Below are 15,189 nucleotides of genomic sequence, written 5' to 3'. Positions count from 1 at the left end.
GCTATCGCCTCCGGAAGCAGGTCGTCGAGCCGGTATTCGGGCAGATCAAGCAGGCCCGGGGCTTCCGACAGTTCTTACTCCGCGGCCTCGATCAGGTCCGGGGCGAATGGGCGCTGATCTGCACCGCCCACAACCTCCTCAAATTGGCGAAGGCCGGGCACTGAGCCCAAAGCCGACGCACACGTCTGCCCAGACTTCGACGCTCATCCCACCTCGTGAACTCGTTACTCGGACGGGCTCCTAGCTGTCTGGATGTGAGACCTACTTGGCATCTTCAACGATGCGGAGGGCGCGCTTAATGAGACTGGGACTGAGTGGCTTGTAGGTTGGGTTGGCCAATGCGGGATCGGCTTCGAGGCGCTGACGCAGCACCATCTCGGGCGAGAGCCCGTTCAGCACGCGCTGCCGGCGGCCATTGTAGGCGGCGTTGAAGCCGCGCAGCACGATCTCCAGGTCGGCGTGGCTGTAGAGCGTAATCCCCAACACCTCCCGCTGGACGCGTCCGTTGAAGCGCTCGACCATGCCGTTGGTTTTGGGCTTGTAGGGGCGGGTCTTGCGATGCTGCACGCCGTGCCGCGCGCAGGCGGCCTCGAACGCATCGGCCGTGAAGCAGGAGCCGCGGTCAGTCAGCACGTGCGTGACCTTGAACGGAAAGGCCCCGAGCGCGTCCGAGAGGAAGGCCACCGCCGAGGCGGTGGTCTCGTCGTCCTTGACGGCCAAGTGCACGTAGCGGGAGGCCCGGTCGATGGCGACGTACAGGTAGCGTTTGCGCGACACGCAGTCGCGATCCTGCAACTTGGGCAGGTGCTTCACGTCGACGTGGATGAAGCCGACCTCGTAGTCCTTGAAGCTGCCATGCGGCTTGCGAGCCTTCTCGGCGGGCGGCAGCCGGTTGAGGCCCTCGGCCTTGAGGATGCGGTAGACCGCGTCGCGGTTCAGGTGCGGCAGGAAGTGGCTGACGACGAAGGTCAGCGCGTCGAGGGGAAAGCCGGTGGAACGGCGGAGCGCGCACACGATGGCGCGCTCCTCATCACTGGCGCGCCACGCGAGCTTGTGGGGCGCGCCGAGCGGTCCTGGCAAGCGTCGGGACCGCGTTTGCGCCACTTGCGGATGGTCTCGGTGGACACACCGTAGCGCTTGGCCAGCACGCTGGAGCTCTCGTGCGAGCGGGCGATCTCGGCGCGGACGGCCGGGGTCGTGCGAGCTTGGGGGTGGATGGCGAGCATCAGCGCTCCCTCCTAGCAGGATGGCGGCGCACACCGTCGAACCGCCAAGCATAGGCTGTGATCGCCCAACGCGCCGCATCCCAACGACGTTCCGCAACCAAACACTTGTCGACGCTGCGAGACGTTGCGGGTTGAAGTGTGCAGCCTGCCGCTCGACCTCGCCGAAGCCACCGCGCTGATCGAGGCGCTGGAGGCTGAGGTCTGGCGCATCACCACGCGTTGGCGCGACTCGGATGATGGGCGATCGACGGCGCGGGCGATGGATGGCCTGATCCGGGCGCGCACCACGCTACGCCGCGCTGTGTCACCTTGGCTCGAATTGGACGATGATCGTCGGGCTGCGGCGCTGCGCGATCTGCGGGTAGCCGAAACCGCATTCAGCTTCCTGCTGCGGCTGCGGAGCTTGCGGGCCATAGCCGCCGGCCGGTGATGCATTGCGCCGTGACACCCATCTCCGGCGGAGATAGATGACTGTGGCGGGGCCGGTGAAGATCGACAAAGTGTCAATCCTCGCCGGCATCCTGCGCCGGAACGCGCTGCGGCGCGAGGCGCAGCTGCCGTTGCTGGATGTCTGGGCCCTCTACCGCAAGGAGGCGGCCTACCAGCGTGCCTGGGCTCTTCACGATGCTCACTACCCAGCTTTGCGCGCTGAGGTTATCGTGCGCCTTGCCACGGAGCGCGGCCCTGACTTCATTCGCACGCGCCTGGCGGCCTGGATCGTGCACACCGAGGCTTTACGGATGCTGCGTGACCGATCGCCTACGGAGCAGCGCCATACCACTTCAACTTTAAGTTGAAAGCGTCGTTTTTCCGCGCGAAACGGACCCGGAATTGCTGTGGGCTAGACTCGAGTGCTTCACCATTCTCTGAGTCTAAGATTGACCTGACCGGTATTTTGGACCGGGCCAGTTGCGAGGCTACTGCATGGTCGCACCCATGGGTAGCCGGAAGGCCAGATCCGGAAAGCTGACAGGCGCGGGCGGTCGGTAGCCCAGCGACGAATGCGGCCGGACGCGGTTGTACGTGTTCTGCCAGTGACCTATCACGATCTGTGCCTCCCTGAGTGAGTAGAAGATCTCCTGTCTCAGGCACTCGTCGCGCAGCTTGCCGTTGAAGCTCTCACAGTACCCGTTCTCCCACGGCGAGCCGGGTGCGATGTACTGGATCTGCGAGCCGGCTTTAGCGACCCACTTGCGCAGTGCCTTTGAGATCATCTCGGGACCATTGTCGCAGCGGATGTTCTCCGGGATGCCATGCAGGCACATCGCCTCTGCCAGGGCCTCGATCACACCCAGGCTGTTGATGCGCCGCGCCACCTTCAGTGCGAGGCACGCCCGGCTGTGCTCATCGATCAGCGTCAGGATGCGCAGGCTCCGGCCGTCATGGGTTTGGGCCTGCACGAAGTCGAAGCTCCAGACGTGGTTGCGGTGGAGTGGCCGCAGCCGCACGCACGAGCCGTCGTTCAGCCATAGGCGGCTGCGGGGTCTCTGTCGGCTGGGGACCTTCAGCCCCTCGCGACGCCAGATGCGCTGAACCCGGTCCTTGCCCACCTGCCAGCCGTCTGCCTGCAGCAGCGCGGTGACACGACGGTAGCCATAGCGCCCATACTCGGAGGCCAGGGCAATGATGGCTCGGGTCAGCCCATCCTCGTCGGTCGGCACGGTGGGCACGTAGCGCTGCGTGCCCCGGTGCTGGCCGACGATCCGGCAGGCATGACGTTCCGAGAGGCCGTACTTCTCCCGAATGCCGTCGACCGCCTGCCGGCGTCGCTCGGGGGCTACAAGTTTCCCGAGGCGACGTCCGCCAGAACCTGCTTCTCTAAAGATAGATCAGCCACAAGCCGACGAAGCCGAGCGTTCTCGCGCTCCAGATCTTTCATCTTCCTGGCCTGATCGACCTTCAGACCGCCGTACTCCTTGCGCCAGCGGTAGTAGCTCTGCTCGGAGACGTCCGCTTCTTTGCAGGCGACTGCGATGCTTTTGCCTTGTGCCGTCTGCACCTCGATCTGGCGCAGCATCAGCACGACCTGTTCCGCGCTCGGCCTCTGTCCTCGCTTCATCCCCAACTCCTCTGGTCCAGGCTGATCCTCTCAATCAGCCCGGTCCAAAGCCAGCCGGTCAGGTCATGTGGACGGCCGGCGCGGTTGCTGCATCCATAATTGCTCCTCAAGTGGACGTTTCCGCACCGCCGATTGTTTCTCATCGTGCGATCTTTCACCCCTCGACATCGAGCGATGCACGACGTTTCAGGTGCACAGCTGAATCACCCAAGATCAGGGGTGCGGTTCAGATCGATGACCCCCAATCCCGCCCCTGGTCTTCTGCGGGTCACGGCATCACTGCAGCCGGGCCGCGAACTCCGGCCGAATAGGCGGTCCGGCGGCCGCTTCCCTCAGCGACTCCAAGCCTCCCGACCTCCTGGCGACGCGACAATCCACGTCAGGAAGGGAGTTTGGACCCCATAACCTGCGGTACTCGGCCCAGATCAGCCTGTGGCACTCGCACGCGCCCTGCTCCAGCGCCGCGCGATCCTGCACTGATATGCAGGAGAATGTCTGTTTCACCAGCCCGGCCTTCTCCAACTGTTTGACGTGTTCGCTCACGCTGGGCCGCCGCATCCCGAGATGACCGGCGATGGTGGAGTGGCTGACGCAGATTTCGTCCTCGCCCAGCAGGTCCTGCGCCATCAGCAGCCAGCGCCGGACCCGATGCTCGACAGGGTGGCGGGTGTTGCACAGCGCGACCTGAGCGGCGTGAACCATCCGCACCTGCACATAGGCCAGCGCCAAGCGCCGGAGTGCGGTGTCCGTGCTGAAGAGCGCCGCGGCGTCCACTGCCTTCAGCCGGTAAGCTTCGCCCGGGGTCTGGACAACGATGCGCAAGGGCGAGCGCCTGGTTCCGAGCACGAGTGGCAAGCCGGTGATGCCGAACCGGCCGATGAGGCCCACGCCGTGAGCACCATCCGAGTGCGTTCGCGCTTGGAGGGCCGCAAGCCCGTTCTCGATGAAGTAGAGGTACGGGATGTCTGTGCGGGGCTCCTCAAGCACCTGCCGCCTTCGCAGAGGGACGCGCTCCAGCAGTGGCCCAAGCTCGGCCCAATCCACCGCGGGGAGCGAGGACAGGATCAGATTGCAAGGCGAAATCATGACTTCCTCACCAGCAGAAACGAAATACTGTTCGCCAGTCTTATAACGAGCGTACTTCAGATTGGTCGCTCTTAATTCGATGACGATCAAAGTTTTCGATCACAATCTCGCGCGTATAGTCGGAGATATTTGGAGTACCTCACTTACTGCTAGTGCGGTGCCMGAATGTAGCGCGGCCGTCGATGCGCCGATGCGGTAGAGGCAGACGGTGACCCGAGCCGCTAGGTGCTCCCGACGAACTCAACCTTCACGCCGGGTTTGACGCGCTTGGCCAACGCCTGAGCGTCCCAGTTCGTCAGGCGTACGCACCCGTGTGACGCCGTCTTGCCGATCTCGGCAGGCTCCGGGGTTCCGTGGATGCCATAGCCGTCCTTCGAGAGCTCGATCCAGACCAGTCCGACCGGATTGTTCGGTCCGGGCGCCATGGTGAACGGCTGCTTGGCATTCACACCAGCGAAGTCGAGACTCGGATGATAGGTGTAGGTGGGGTCCTCCGCTACGCCTTTCACCTCCAACGTGCCGCTGGGCGCCGGGCGCTCCTTGCTGCCGACCGTCGCCGGGTAGACAGCGAGGAGCTGATCATCCTCGCCGTAGGCGCGAACCTGATTGCTGCTCTTGTCGACCTCGACGCGGTGAACATCCTGTCCAGCGTCACCCCCGGAAGGCTCGACGTTCGCAACGAAGATCGAACTCTCCGCCTTGGTGAAATCCGCATCCGGGTTGAGCTCCTTCAAGAAATCCTGATCCATATGGAACTTCTCGGCCAGCATCTCCCGCGGGCTCGTGTAGCCGAGATGATCAAGCTTCCTCTCCTGTTCAAAATCATCAGGAATGCTGCTCGTGAACGGCCCCTTCGTATCGTCTGACGTGATCGTGTAACTCACAATCACCTTATCTGGCGCGGTCTCAATGAGTTTGGACCAGGTCTTGCGGTCGAGCTTTGCGTCAGAGCTTGGCAGACCATTGGCCTGCCGGTAGGCGCCGAGCGCAAGCAAGACATTCTCGCCCATCCGGCCATCGATTACGCCGGGGGAGAAGTGGTGCCTGGCCAGCAGAACTTGCAACTTCGTTGCGAGGACGCGCGAGCCCTGGTCATCAGAGACGCTGGCGTGGTTGATCGCGTCAGGATCCAGCGGCTGCGCTATGGCTGGATTGGGCAGGGCTAACGTGCTCACAATCAATACTGCTACGCGGGTACCCATCGACATCACGTGCTCCTGCATGTCGCGCCGATGATGGGGCGCTCGGGCTCAGGCGAGCCCAAGGCGGCCGCACCGAATAGCGTCGGGAGGATTAGTGCGGCTGGTCGCACAGGACTTCTCCTTAACGTTCGCTCTGCTGGATGCGGCGCGCGGTGGCCGGTCGGGTAACAGCGCTACTCTGGGCTCCAGGTACCCGCCTCAGAAGCAGAGCTGTTGTCTGACGATCAAGGACTCAGGAGCCATTCAGGATGGCGCCGCGCTGGCCTTGTTCAAGCAGTTCATGAGGTTGTCGCTGTCGGGAGTCCCGGAAGCGTCTGTCAGGAAAAGCGCTACTCGACGGACCTCGCCTGCTGAATGGCCGTTGTGGGTTCAGTCCGCAGAAGCAGGCGTCCCCGGCGAACTGCTACTCACATCTGGAGATACGGATGCGGAAAGTCGCGCACTTTACCTTGACGGCTCTTGGCGGATCGAGCTCCAAGCACCGGATTTTTAGCTATCTTCCAGGCGATTGCCGCCCTGTACCATGGGTGTGACAGGTGCCTGGTCTGCGATAAACAATCTGCTCGCGGCAGACGTGCAAAAGCCAGCTATCCGGCTCTTGGCCGGCTCAGCGAAGCGGCCGGGAGTGAATTCCGCGATAGCACTCCCAGCGGGAGCGGCTTTTCGAGCCCGCGTGGGGAATAGGCCCCGTCGAACGAGGGCCATGGACTCGGTGGTAAGCACGTAGGCGGTACGCAACCTCGCCACTGCAGGGGACTGGTAGCATTCTCACTACGGCCGAGGCGCGCACGAATGGCACCGAGATTTGCGCGGCGGCAGGAGAAACCACGAAGGGGTTCAGCCGGAACGGCTGCTTACGTAGCCAGTGCAAGCTCGACGGAACGCGGTGCGATGGACGAGGACGCTCCCATAGCTGAACACTGTTCAACAGCTTCATCGCGTCCAGGCAAGCGACTGCTCAGCCCCCGTCAGGGGACGCCAGATCAGCGCGCTCACAACCAACATCCAACTCGCCTGCAGGCTCTGCTGATCCTCCGGTCCCTCTCGCGACGAGCTCGCATTACCTTTAACGGCTTGTCGGAGCCTGCTGCGAGACGGTCACATGGATGAGGCTGGTGGTCGGGACGGCTCCCTGGTTCACGCACGCCGTCTGAGGGGCGGTCGCAAACGCGTCCTGACGTCGCTCGCCTTCGCAGCCGCGATCCCCGTGCTGCTGCTGAGTGGCTGGATCGCCTACTTCATGGCTCAACAGCAACGCGATGTCGCACGACATGCTGCCGAGCTGAGTGCTATGCGAGCTGCCGAACGGATCGCGTCGGATATCGCAACACAGGTCGAGGTGCTCCAGGCCCTCGCCACCTCGACCAGCTTGGATCAACTCGACCTAAAATCCTTCTATAACGAGGCCGAGCGGCTCAAGGATCGGCATCCGCTCTGGGAAACTGTGGAGCTTTCAAATCCAGACGGTGTGCAGCTCATCAACCTGCTCCGCCCGCCTGACGCCGATCTGGCGCCAACGGCGGATTTCCGCAGCTTCGAAGAGGTGCTCAGCACGCGCCAGCCCGTGATCGGCGGCATTGGACCAGTGGGGCCGATCTCCGGCAAGCGTCTGGTCGCGCTTCGCGTGCCGGTCATCCGCGGTAACACAGTGCACTATGTGCTCTCCGTCCTCCTGGCGACGAATGCCGTCAGCTCGATCTTGCGCGATGCCGGCGCGCCCGCGGACTGGATCGGAGCTGTCGCCGACCGTTACGGCAACTTGGTCGCGCGGACACGAGCCGAGGCGAGTGAGATCGGTCGCCCAGCAAGTCCCTCTCTGCGGGACGCCATCGCTCGTGCGCCGCAGGGCTTCTACACCGGTGCGACACTCGAGGGCGAGGAGGTCGAGGTCGTCTATCGCACGCTTGAGGGCACCGGCGGCTGGTCGGTGCATTTCGCGATCCCGCTCACCGCGTTGAATGCGCCTGTCGCCCGATCGTATTTCGTTCTCGGCGGCGGTAGCTTGGCCAGCTTTGTCCTTGCGGTGGGGCTGGCAGGCTTGGTGGCGCGCGACATGGCTCACCGGCGGGAGAACGAGAACGCCCGCATGACGCTTGCTCTTCGCCTCAGCGAGGAAGCAGGCGCGGTTGCGGTCGAGGCCGCCGAACTCGGGACGCTGCGTTGGGACAGTGAAAGTGGACACGTCACAGGTTCCGAACGAGCGCGACGTCTGCTCAGCCTTCCAAGGTCCACCCGTGTGGGGCAGGAACTCGCGTGGCAGACCAGTGATGTCCTGGAAAAGATTGTCGCGGCGCAGCAACCCCGCATTCTGGCCGCGATCCGAGAATGCGTCGAGGGCAACAAGCCCCTCGACATAGAGTTTCAGGTTCTCCATCCTGACCGCATCTCGCACTGGGTGCGGGTGACCGGTCGGGTGCCAAAACTCTCCGAGGGCGTACCCGAAGGCGTCATCTACGGCGTCGTTGCGGATATCGAACTCCGAAAACACGCGGACGCAGAGCGGTCGTATCTGCTACTCCGCCTGGCAGAGGCGCAGGAGAACGAGCAGCGTCGGATTGCACGCGAACTGCACGACCAGGTCGGGCAGACGGTCACCGGCCTCTCGCTGGGTCTAAAAAGCATGGAAACGCTGATTGACGGCGACCGGCCCGCCAGCGAAGTGCGCAGCCATCTCCACTGGCTTAAGACGCTGGCCGGTGAGATTGGACGTGACATTCACCGCGCCGCCGTCGACCTACGCCCGACTGCGCTCGACGACCTCGGTCTGCGCGAGGCCCTGCAAGCCTTTCTGAACCAGTGGGTCGAGCGCCACGGCATTCGGGCCGAGCTTCAATCCGTCGGAGACGGCTCTCGACTGCCGACAGAGGTCGAAACTGCGATCTACCGGATCGTGCAGGAGGCCCTCACCAACATTTTGAAGCATGCCGAAGCTCGCAGCGCGATCATCGCTGTCGAACAGCGGAACGCGGAGGTGCGCGTCGTCATTGAGGATGACGGACGGGGCTTTGATGCAGATGCACATAACGGAAGCGGTGTGCTCGCACCGCGTGGAGCAGGGCAGCCGAAGCTGGGCCTCTCAGGAATGCGTGAGCGCCTGTCCCTGTTAGGCGGGAGACTGACCGTGGAGTCTGCTCCGGGGGTGGGGACAGCGCTGTTCATCTGCATCCCACTGCCACCCGTTTCCTCGTGATTGGAAGGCCAGCTTGCGTCATGGGCCAGCTACGTCTCTTTCTCGCCGATGATCATCCGGTCGTGCTTGCCGGCATCAGTACGCTCCTGAAAGCAGATCCGGAGATCATTGTTGTCGGAGAGGCTACAACCGGGTGCGAAGCACTTACTCAGATTTGCAAGGCCGTGCCGGACGTGGCCTTGATCGACGTCTCGATGCCGGGCCTCAACGGCCTGGAACTAACCAGGCGCATGGCCGCTGACTGCCCGGGTGTCAGGGTTCTCATTCTAACGGTTCATGAGGATGCGGCCTACGTCCAGCCTATCCTGCAGGCCGGCGCCCGTGGCTATATTCTCAAGCGTTCAGCTGCCGACGATCTTCTCAGAGCCGTACGGGCGGTCGCTTCGGGTGGCGTGTATCTCGATCCTGCCGTTGCCAGGCAGGCAATCTCCACCTCAGGCCGGCACAAAGATGACGCTGCTACAGGAGGCGGACACGAGCCTCTCAGCGCGCGAGAGGAGGAGGTCTTGCGCTTTGTCGCTCAAGGCTTGAGCAACAAAGAGATCGCGCGCAATCTCGATCTCAGCGTGAAATCAGTCGAAACCTACAGGGCGCGCGCAGCTGATAAGCTGGATTTGAAAGCCCGGTCAGAGATCATCAGGTATGCCCTCGCGCATGGCTGGCTAGATGATCTACACTGGCAACCAGAAAACGGCTGAACCGGCACGCCGATTGGCGCAGATTCGTCCGGGGCGTTTGCGGCAGATGAAGGTTAGCTCTCACCGATCATAAGCTCACGGCAGCATATCGAGCTTGCACGAACCTGTCTGCACATCGCAAGGATAAAGTACCCAGTCGATTGCTCCGAAGGGCAGGAACAGGAGCGCCATGCCGTATCACCGCCTTCAGGTTGCTCTCTGCGTCGATGAGGAAGTTCGCCGCCATTACCACCGTGTCTCCGGCCGCCACGATTTCCCGGATCTCGGTGTAGCCCTCGCCGCGCGTGCCGACCTTTACGACGCGCGGTTCGAAGTGGCCCTGACCGCGGTCGAGCAGCAGCACCTGGCGCTCGCCGGTGTCGATGATGGCGTCGTCCGGGACTGCTACGACGGGCGTCGGCTGCGCCGTGGCGATCTCCACGTCGGCGTACATGTCGGGCAGGAGCGCGCCATCGGGGTTCGGCACTTCGACGCGCACGCGTGGACCGGGTCTCGGGGTTCACCTGCGGGTAGATGACCCCGACTTTTGCGGAGAAGGTCCGGCCCGGCAGGGAGCGCACCCGCAGGGTCACGGGCTGGCCGACCTTGACGCTGCCGAGGTCGCGCTCGGGTACGTCGGCGAGCACCTAAATCCGGGAGATATCGCCGACCCGCAACAGGGTATCGCCGGCCGCCGCCTTCATGCCCTCGACGGCCGTGCTCTGCAGGACCACGCCGTCCCGGGGCGAGGACAAAGTGATCGCCATTGGCACCTTCCGGGTGCGCTCCATCTCGTCGGTGACCGCCTCGGAGACGTTGAGGTTCTGCAGCCGCCGTCGCGCCGCGTCGAAGCCGGGATTGGCGATGAGCTGAGCGGGCTTGATCGAATGACCCGCTCAACGACAATCACAATCCCGCGTTCAGGGAATGCCGAGGCGCTGAGCTAGCACTGCGCTACCGCGCACCTGAGGGGAACTCATCGCCCCAAGCTCCGAGACGGCTAACATTGCGAAGCTTGAAGCTGTCCATGCTCACGACAAGTGAGGCCAACGAGCCGCCCAGAAGCCAATCCATTAGCTGTCGAAGAAGCAGGGCATGACACCCGAAGCGTGGCTTGCGGACAAGTCCCCGCATTACGGCACTAGCGGGCCTACCACGACTTAAACCCCGTGGGACCGTCCGAAGGTGATTGAGCGTTCCGCGCGAAATACATTGGACTGGAGGTCGGCGATCCACTGGCGCCCGCTCACCGTCACCTCCAAGTACTTGAGCGCACTCTCCAGATGCGAGGATACGCTCTGCCAAAAGAAGTCCGGATAGCGTTCGACCAGATCGGCAGGCGATGTGTAGCCCAGGGTGGTATTTGTCCCGGCCTCCTCGAATTCGTGGAAGAGCGCATTGGCTTTGCGGAGGTAGAGGGGGTCGCCCATCTGCCCGATCAGATCCGCCGCCTGGACCAGGGAAGCCTCGCTGTCTGAATCTCTGTCGGGATTGCTGGGCTTGGCCGGAAAGCGAGTTTGCTCGATGGCGCGCATGATGCGGTTTGCGTCCAGAACCTCCGACTGGCTAAACCGCGCGGCGACAAAAAGCTTGGACCGGTCAACGTGATAGGCGGTCAGCGCCGCGTCCGAGGCGCCGCGCGGCAGCACGACGCGGTGGCCCGCACCGTCGATGATGTACCCCTCCACAGGGCTGTCGCCTCTAAGAACGCCCCGCACGTATCCAATGTCATGCAGGAGGCAGGCGAGTAATAGGTGTGCCCAGTCCTCGGGCGTGGCGAATTCGAGCAGAGTTTTGCCGCGCAAGATGTCGAGGCCGACCTGCGTAACGAGCAGGGTGTGTTCCAGGTCGTGGTAGAGCGCGTCAGAGTTCGCCAAGCACTCGAGGGCAAGATGAGCGGCGGCGCCGACCTTTTCGGCCAAGGGCGCTTGGCTGGGGCCGAACGTGCCCTGGAACTCGGCGGCGAGGTGGTCGCCGAGAGCCCGTGACGCGAGCTGAGCAGTCGTGATCATGCCGGGCACTCCCGCCGCCTAGAGGAGCCGTCCCTACTGCGGCCGCCTTTCCCAACCTTGTCGTACGCCTGAAGCTCTGCTCCGTGGGTCAGGGGAGGCGAGCCAACACCGCCACGGACGCGGTGGTCAGAGCTGAGATGATCCAGAACTGACCGCGCACCAGCGCGAGCATGTCGCAGACCCGGCTCACTGAGGATCAACTTCGTGGCCTCCGCTTTGATCCGAGCTTCACATGCGGCTGAGTTGACGAAGACAGGGCTGTGCGATGCGTCTCTCCTCTGATGCTCAGATGTTTAGGTCTGATCACCAGTGCGCAGCCTCAGGTACCGATTGCACCAGTCGTGACTTCGCGTCCGCTGAATCGGGTGCGTCTATGCGGCGGTAGCGCGCTTGAACAAGGCCGAAAACTCCGAAGGCAAACAGGCCAGCAGCTGTGACGGCCAGCAAAACCCAGCCGTACGGCTGCGCCTGCAATACCTGGAGGGCGCCGCCCAAGCCTTTCGCCTCTGCAGAGCTGCTGTGCACGGCGGCCAGGATCAGCAAGCCGCCGATCAGGCCAAAGACAATGCCGCGGGCTGCAAAGCCGACACGGCCCAGCGGCACCGCCCACTTGCGTACCTCCGAAGGCAGGGCAAGCCGTTCTAGAACGTTCCCTTTCAACCCTTTAGCCAAAAACGCTACTCCGACGCCTACGATCACCAAGCCGACTAGCGCAGTTAGCCATTGACCGAATGGCTTCGCTAGCAGCCAAGCTGTCCAGTCCTGAGCCCCTTTCTGACTTTCACCGCCGCGCTGCCAGCCAAGTGCGAGCCGTGCGGCTGAGAGCGCCAATCCGCTGTAGGCCACTCCGCTGATGACGTGCCCTGCACGCCGGACCAGAGCCTTGCCGGAGGTGCCCCGATGGTCTGCGTCTGTCACCGCTTCGATCACGCGCCAGAGCGCGAATCCGGCGAGGCCAATGGCGATCAGCCCAAGCCATACGCGTCCGAACGGCTCCCCAATCAGAGCGGTAAGTGCGCCTTTGCTCCCGCTCGTCTGCCCACCCGAACTGATTGCTGCCAGCACAGCTAATCCACCAACCAGGCAGTAGACGATCCCGCGTGCTCCGTAACCAGCGCGGGCTAAGATCTCGAGCGCGCGTTTCTGTGGGTGGCGCACGTCAAGCCTCTTCATCGTTCAGACCACTTCGCTTCGACGCGCATAGCCTGACGGTTTCGGTCTCGCCACCAGCGGTGCTGGCCCTCTCTGCGAACTTACCTAGCCCTTGGCGTAGGCTCTCCGGGATGTGGCTTGGGGGTGAGAGATTTCTCCGTTTCTTCTTATAATTGAACGTTGGAGAGTTCTTCAGATCGTCTTTAGTGGTGTTTGTCGTAACGCGAATGTTGTCGTCGCTCCCCCAATGCAGGACGAGCGTGGCTGGGTCGACGGTGACATAGCGTTCGCCCATGCCGAGGAAGCCCCCAATCCCGATCACCGCGGCCTTGATCGTCTTGCCGTTCTGAACGACGAGATCCTCAATCTCACCAATCGTCTGGTTCTGGTTGTTGTATACGTTCGAGCTGGAGTCCTGAAAGGCAGGACCGCCAACTATCCTGCAACGGGCTTGAAAGTCATGTCCTTGAATCGCGTACAGGACCCCGCCGTCTCGCCTAGCTTAAACGCGTTAGATCCGACGTCCTGGAAGTGGCAGCGCATTGGAAACTGCGCCTGCCCGGTGTCGCCTTTCGGGTCGGAAAAGACCAGAAGACTGCTCTGAGGGGTGTATTGCCACTGTCCCTCAACCTTCCGGTTTCCATCCATCTCGTCCATGCGGAACGTACTGTCGGGATTGAGCCGCAACGAGACCGGACCGGCGGTAAAGGTCCGGCCCTTGTAAGCGTCTAACGAGCCGGTCGAGGCGGCAGTCGTCTGCGAGTTGGACGTCGCGACTGTGCTGCTGGGGGGCGCCGTGGTCGCCGTGTTACTCGGGGCCGGCGCAGGCGCAGCTGGTCCACTAGTGCGCGCCTGACCGGTAGTTTTGGGCTCCGTGCTGGAGCTCGTGTTCTTCGGCGCCTGTGAGGCTTTCTGGTCGTTGCAACCGGTCAGCGCGAGAAGTGCAACCGCTGGGACGATGAGGATCGTGCGCATAGGGTGAGCCTCAGGTAAGGGGTGAAGACAACCAGGGTGCGTTTGACGTGAGGTCCCTCCCGCGGTCACCCGCGGGATCCCCGAATGGGTCGAGCCGGCCGGGAGCACCTGGCTCACACAGCCGGCCCGCTTGCGAGCGGTCCCGCACTCAGGGACCGTTCTGGCTCACTGCATCACGTATAGGCTTGCTTGATCGTCGTCCTTGAGCTTGAGGTAGTCGGCCCCATCCTTCTTCCAGTTGTCCATGTTCTCGATGTCCTGATCGCTGACGCCGCGGATCACGAGGCGGTCGTTGCCCTTCATGGCGAAACGCTCAAGCGGGAACGCGACCTTGTCCTCGCCGATGCCCAAAAACCCGCCGTGTGAGACCACAACATAGCGCTTGTTGTTCTTCTGGCTCATAACCACGCGATCGACCTCGCCGAGCTTCTTGCCCTTGGCATTGTAGACGTTCATGTCGTCGAGCTGCTTGACCCGCACAGCATGGGCCGCACCGGCGTTCGCGCCCGTGCTGGCGGTCGTATCGATGATGCCGAACTCCTGCTCGTAGGCGCGCCGCTGGTCAGCTGATCGCGCCTGACGGTTCTGATCCTGGTTCGCCTGGCCCGTGCGCTCAACCTGAACCTTCGGCTGCCCCTGGTCCTGGTTCACCGTGACCTTCGGCTGCTCCTGAGTGTACTGGACCTGGGGCTGAGCCTGGCCTTGCCGCTGCACGTTCACATCGGCCTGGTTCTGCGCCTGGCTGACATAGACCTGTGGCTGAGCCTGTGACACGTCGACGTCCGGCCGCGGCATGCGGATCGTGATCTCCGGCTTCGGGATATTAACAGTGACGGTTGGCGCAGCCTGGTGCACGGTGATCTGCGGCTGCACCGGGTGCAGGGTTACCGTGGGTTGACCCTGCTGCACGCGGATCTGCGGAGCGGGCTCTTGGACCACAATGCGTGCTCCGTTGCTGGAGTTTGTCTGCGCCTGCTGGTTTGTGGAATCCGGATCGAGCCGCACCAGCGTACCGTGGCAGGCACTGGCATTGTTGTCGCGTTTCCAGCCTCGAACCGTGTCCGGCGTCACCTTAGCATCGTCGGGTTTGCGCTGATCGAGTAGGACAATGAGCCGATCGCAATCGGCGAGGCTGGCCTGGTTCTGATTTGAGTTCGTTGCATTCGTTGTGGCAGCGCCGGTCTGAGCCACTGCGGCCGAAGCGAACAAAGCCGACGAACCGAGTAGGGCGAGTGCGAATGACCGCATGATGTTTCTCCGTGATGTGCACCGACTTGGGCGCTCCTACCGCGCTCAATCGCGGCAAAGACACAGACAGTGCTTGTTCCGTGATGAGATCGGGTCTGAGGACAGAAAGGCGAGCCAGGAAGAACAGCCGTGGCATGTCAGGATTCTCCTGACATGCCTTAACTTGGCCAGGTTTTCTTGGCGTGGAGGATCAGGAGTGGAAGCGGCAGACGAGGGGCTGCGGCCCGCCGCTTTGCAGGAAAGCTACTTCTGCGAGCCCGATCCGGTGGCGTTTGATCCCGAGTTCGAGCTCGAGCCGGAGCCCGAACTCGAGCTGCCTAAGGAACTGCCGCCCACCGCCTGGAACATCGACATACCGTGAG

General features: G+C 63.0%; 14 protein-coding genes and 2 pseudogenes. 7 read left to right on the top strand and 9 right to left on the bottom strand.

From position 1 onward, the window contains the following. Positions 1-164, top strand: a 164-nt coding sequence (locus ACXJL8_RS02770; RefSeq protein ID WP_456684610.1) for a transposase, incomplete at its 5' end; no start/stop codon positions are given. 97 nt (positions 165-261) lie between these two features. Here the strand turns inward: ACXJL8_RS02770 and ACXJL8_RS02765 are convergent. Further along, a pseudogene (locus ACXJL8_RS02765) lies at positions 262-1,226 on the bottom strand (IS481 family transposase). Positions 1,227-1,362: 136 nt separating this feature from the next. Between ACXJL8_RS02765 and ACXJL8_RS02760 the strand changes: the two are divergent. Together ACXJL8_RS02760 and ACXJL8_RS02755 are read left to right on the top strand one after the other, a co-directional pair. After that, positions 1,363-1,656 (top strand): hypothetical protein, encoded by a 294-nt coding sequence (locus ACXJL8_RS02760; protein ID WP_456684607.1) that lies wholly within the window; start codon positions 1,363-1,365, stop codon positions 1,654-1,656. Positions 1,657-1,711: 55 nt separating this feature from the next. Then, positions 1,712-2,023 carry a hypothetical protein gene (locus ACXJL8_RS02755; protein WP_456684606.1) on the top strand — a complete coding sequence of 104 codons (312 nt, stop codon included), beginning with the start codon at positions 1,712-1,714 and terminating at the stop codon, positions 2,021-2,023. A gap of 120 nt (positions 2,024-2,143) precedes the next feature. On the opposite strand, the gene ACXJL8_RS02750 is transcribed toward ACXJL8_RS02755, so the two are convergent. The 3 genes from ACXJL8_RS02750 to ACXJL8_RS02740 form a co-directional block, all read right to left on the bottom strand. Then, positions 2,144-3,285, bottom strand: a protein-coding gene (locus ACXJL8_RS02750; protein ID WP_456684605.1) for an IS3 family transposase whose coding sequence is annotated in 2 segments (ribosomal slippage) — positions 2,144-3,018 and positions 3,018-3,285 — 1,143 coding nt in all. Because the reading frame shifts where the segments join, the coding sequence is not laid out codon by codon here. A 276-nt stretch (positions 3,286-3,561) separates the two neighbouring features. Beyond that, positions 3,562-4,461: a Crp/Fnr family transcriptional regulator gene (locus ACXJL8_RS02745; protein ID WP_456684604.1), complete on the bottom strand. Its 900-nt coding sequence runs from the start codon at positions 4,459-4,461 to the stop codon at positions 3,562-3,564. Positions 4,462-4,592: 131 nt separating this feature from the next. Further along, complete coding sequence (locus ACXJL8_RS02740) at positions 4,593-5,579, bottom strand: L,D-transpeptidase family protein (RefSeq protein WP_456684603.1); 987 nt, start codon at positions 5,577-5,579, stop codon at positions 4,593-4,595. A 1,096-nt stretch (positions 5,580-6,675) separates the two neighbouring features. Between ACXJL8_RS02740 and ACXJL8_RS02735 the strand changes: the two genes are divergently transcribed. Further along, a complete protein-coding gene (locus ACXJL8_RS02735) occupies positions 6,676-8,763 on the top strand; it encodes an ATP-binding protein (RefSeq protein ID WP_456684602.1) in 2,088 nt (695 codons plus the stop codon). A 20-nt stretch (positions 8,764-8,783) separates the two neighbouring features. Next, positions 8,784-9,461 carry a response regulator gene (locus tag ACXJL8_RS02730; RefSeq protein ID WP_456684601.1) on the top strand — a complete coding sequence of 226 codons (678 nt, stop codon included), beginning with the start codon at positions 8,784-8,786 and terminating at the stop codon, positions 9,459-9,461. A 67-nt stretch (positions 9,462-9,528) separates the two neighbouring features. On the opposite strand, the pseudogene ACXJL8_RS02725 reads toward ACXJL8_RS02730, so the two are convergent. The 4 genes and pseudogenes from ACXJL8_RS02725 to ACXJL8_RS02710 all read right to left on the bottom strand — a co-directional run. Further along, positions 9,529-10,315 (bottom strand): annotated as a pseudogene (locus ACXJL8_RS02725) (efflux RND transporter periplasmic adaptor subunit); the annotation flags it as partial. 285 nt (positions 10,316-10,600) lie between these two features. Beyond that, positions 10,601-11,452, bottom strand: coding sequence for a metal-dependent phosphohydrolase (locus ACXJL8_RS02720; protein ID WP_456684600.1), 852 nt, complete (start codon positions 11,450-11,452; stop codon positions 10,601-10,603). Positions 11,453-11,755: 303 nt separating this feature from the next. Then, positions 11,756-12,625: a DUF1206 domain-containing protein gene (locus ACXJL8_RS02715; protein WP_456684599.1), complete on the bottom strand. Its 870-nt coding sequence runs from the start codon at positions 12,623-12,625 to the stop codon at positions 11,756-11,758. Continuing rightward, positions 12,612-12,971: a hypothetical protein gene (locus ACXJL8_RS02710; protein ID WP_456684609.1), complete on the bottom strand. Its 360-nt coding sequence runs from the start codon at positions 12,969-12,971 to the stop codon at positions 12,612-12,614. Before ACXJL8_RS02710 ends, ACXJL8_RS02715 begins: the two co-directional genes overlap by 14 nt. Between ACXJL8_RS02710 and ACXJL8_RS02705 the strand changes: the two genes are divergently transcribed. Next, positions 12,852-13,208, top strand: coding sequence for a hypothetical protein (locus ACXJL8_RS02705; protein WP_456684598.1), 357 nt, complete (start codon positions 12,852-12,854; stop codon positions 13,206-13,208). The two genes, ACXJL8_RS02710 and ACXJL8_RS02705, sit on opposite strands and share 120 nt — an antisense overlap. Before the next feature lie 536 nt (positions 13,209-13,744). Here ACXJL8_RS02705 and ACXJL8_RS02700 read toward each other — a convergent pair. Beyond that, entirely contained in the window at positions 13,745-14,827 is a 1,083-nt protein-coding gene (locus tag ACXJL8_RS02700; RefSeq protein WP_456684597.1) for a PRC-barrel domain-containing protein, read from the bottom strand. Positions 14,828-15,023: 196 nt separating this feature from the next. Between ACXJL8_RS02700 and ACXJL8_RS02695 the strand changes: the two genes are divergently transcribed. Continuing rightward, the gene (locus tag ACXJL8_RS02695) at positions 15,024-15,188 is read left to right on the top strand and encodes a hypothetical protein (protein ID WP_456684596.1); all 165 of its coding nucleotides are present in this window, start codon (positions 15,024-15,026) and stop codon (positions 15,186-15,188) included. Position 15,189 lies beyond the last annotated feature (1 nt).

The sequence above is a fragment of the Bradyrhizobium sp. P5_C11_2 genome (genome assembly GCF_054049755.1).
This window is presented reverse-complemented; position numbering and strand designations above follow the sequence as displayed.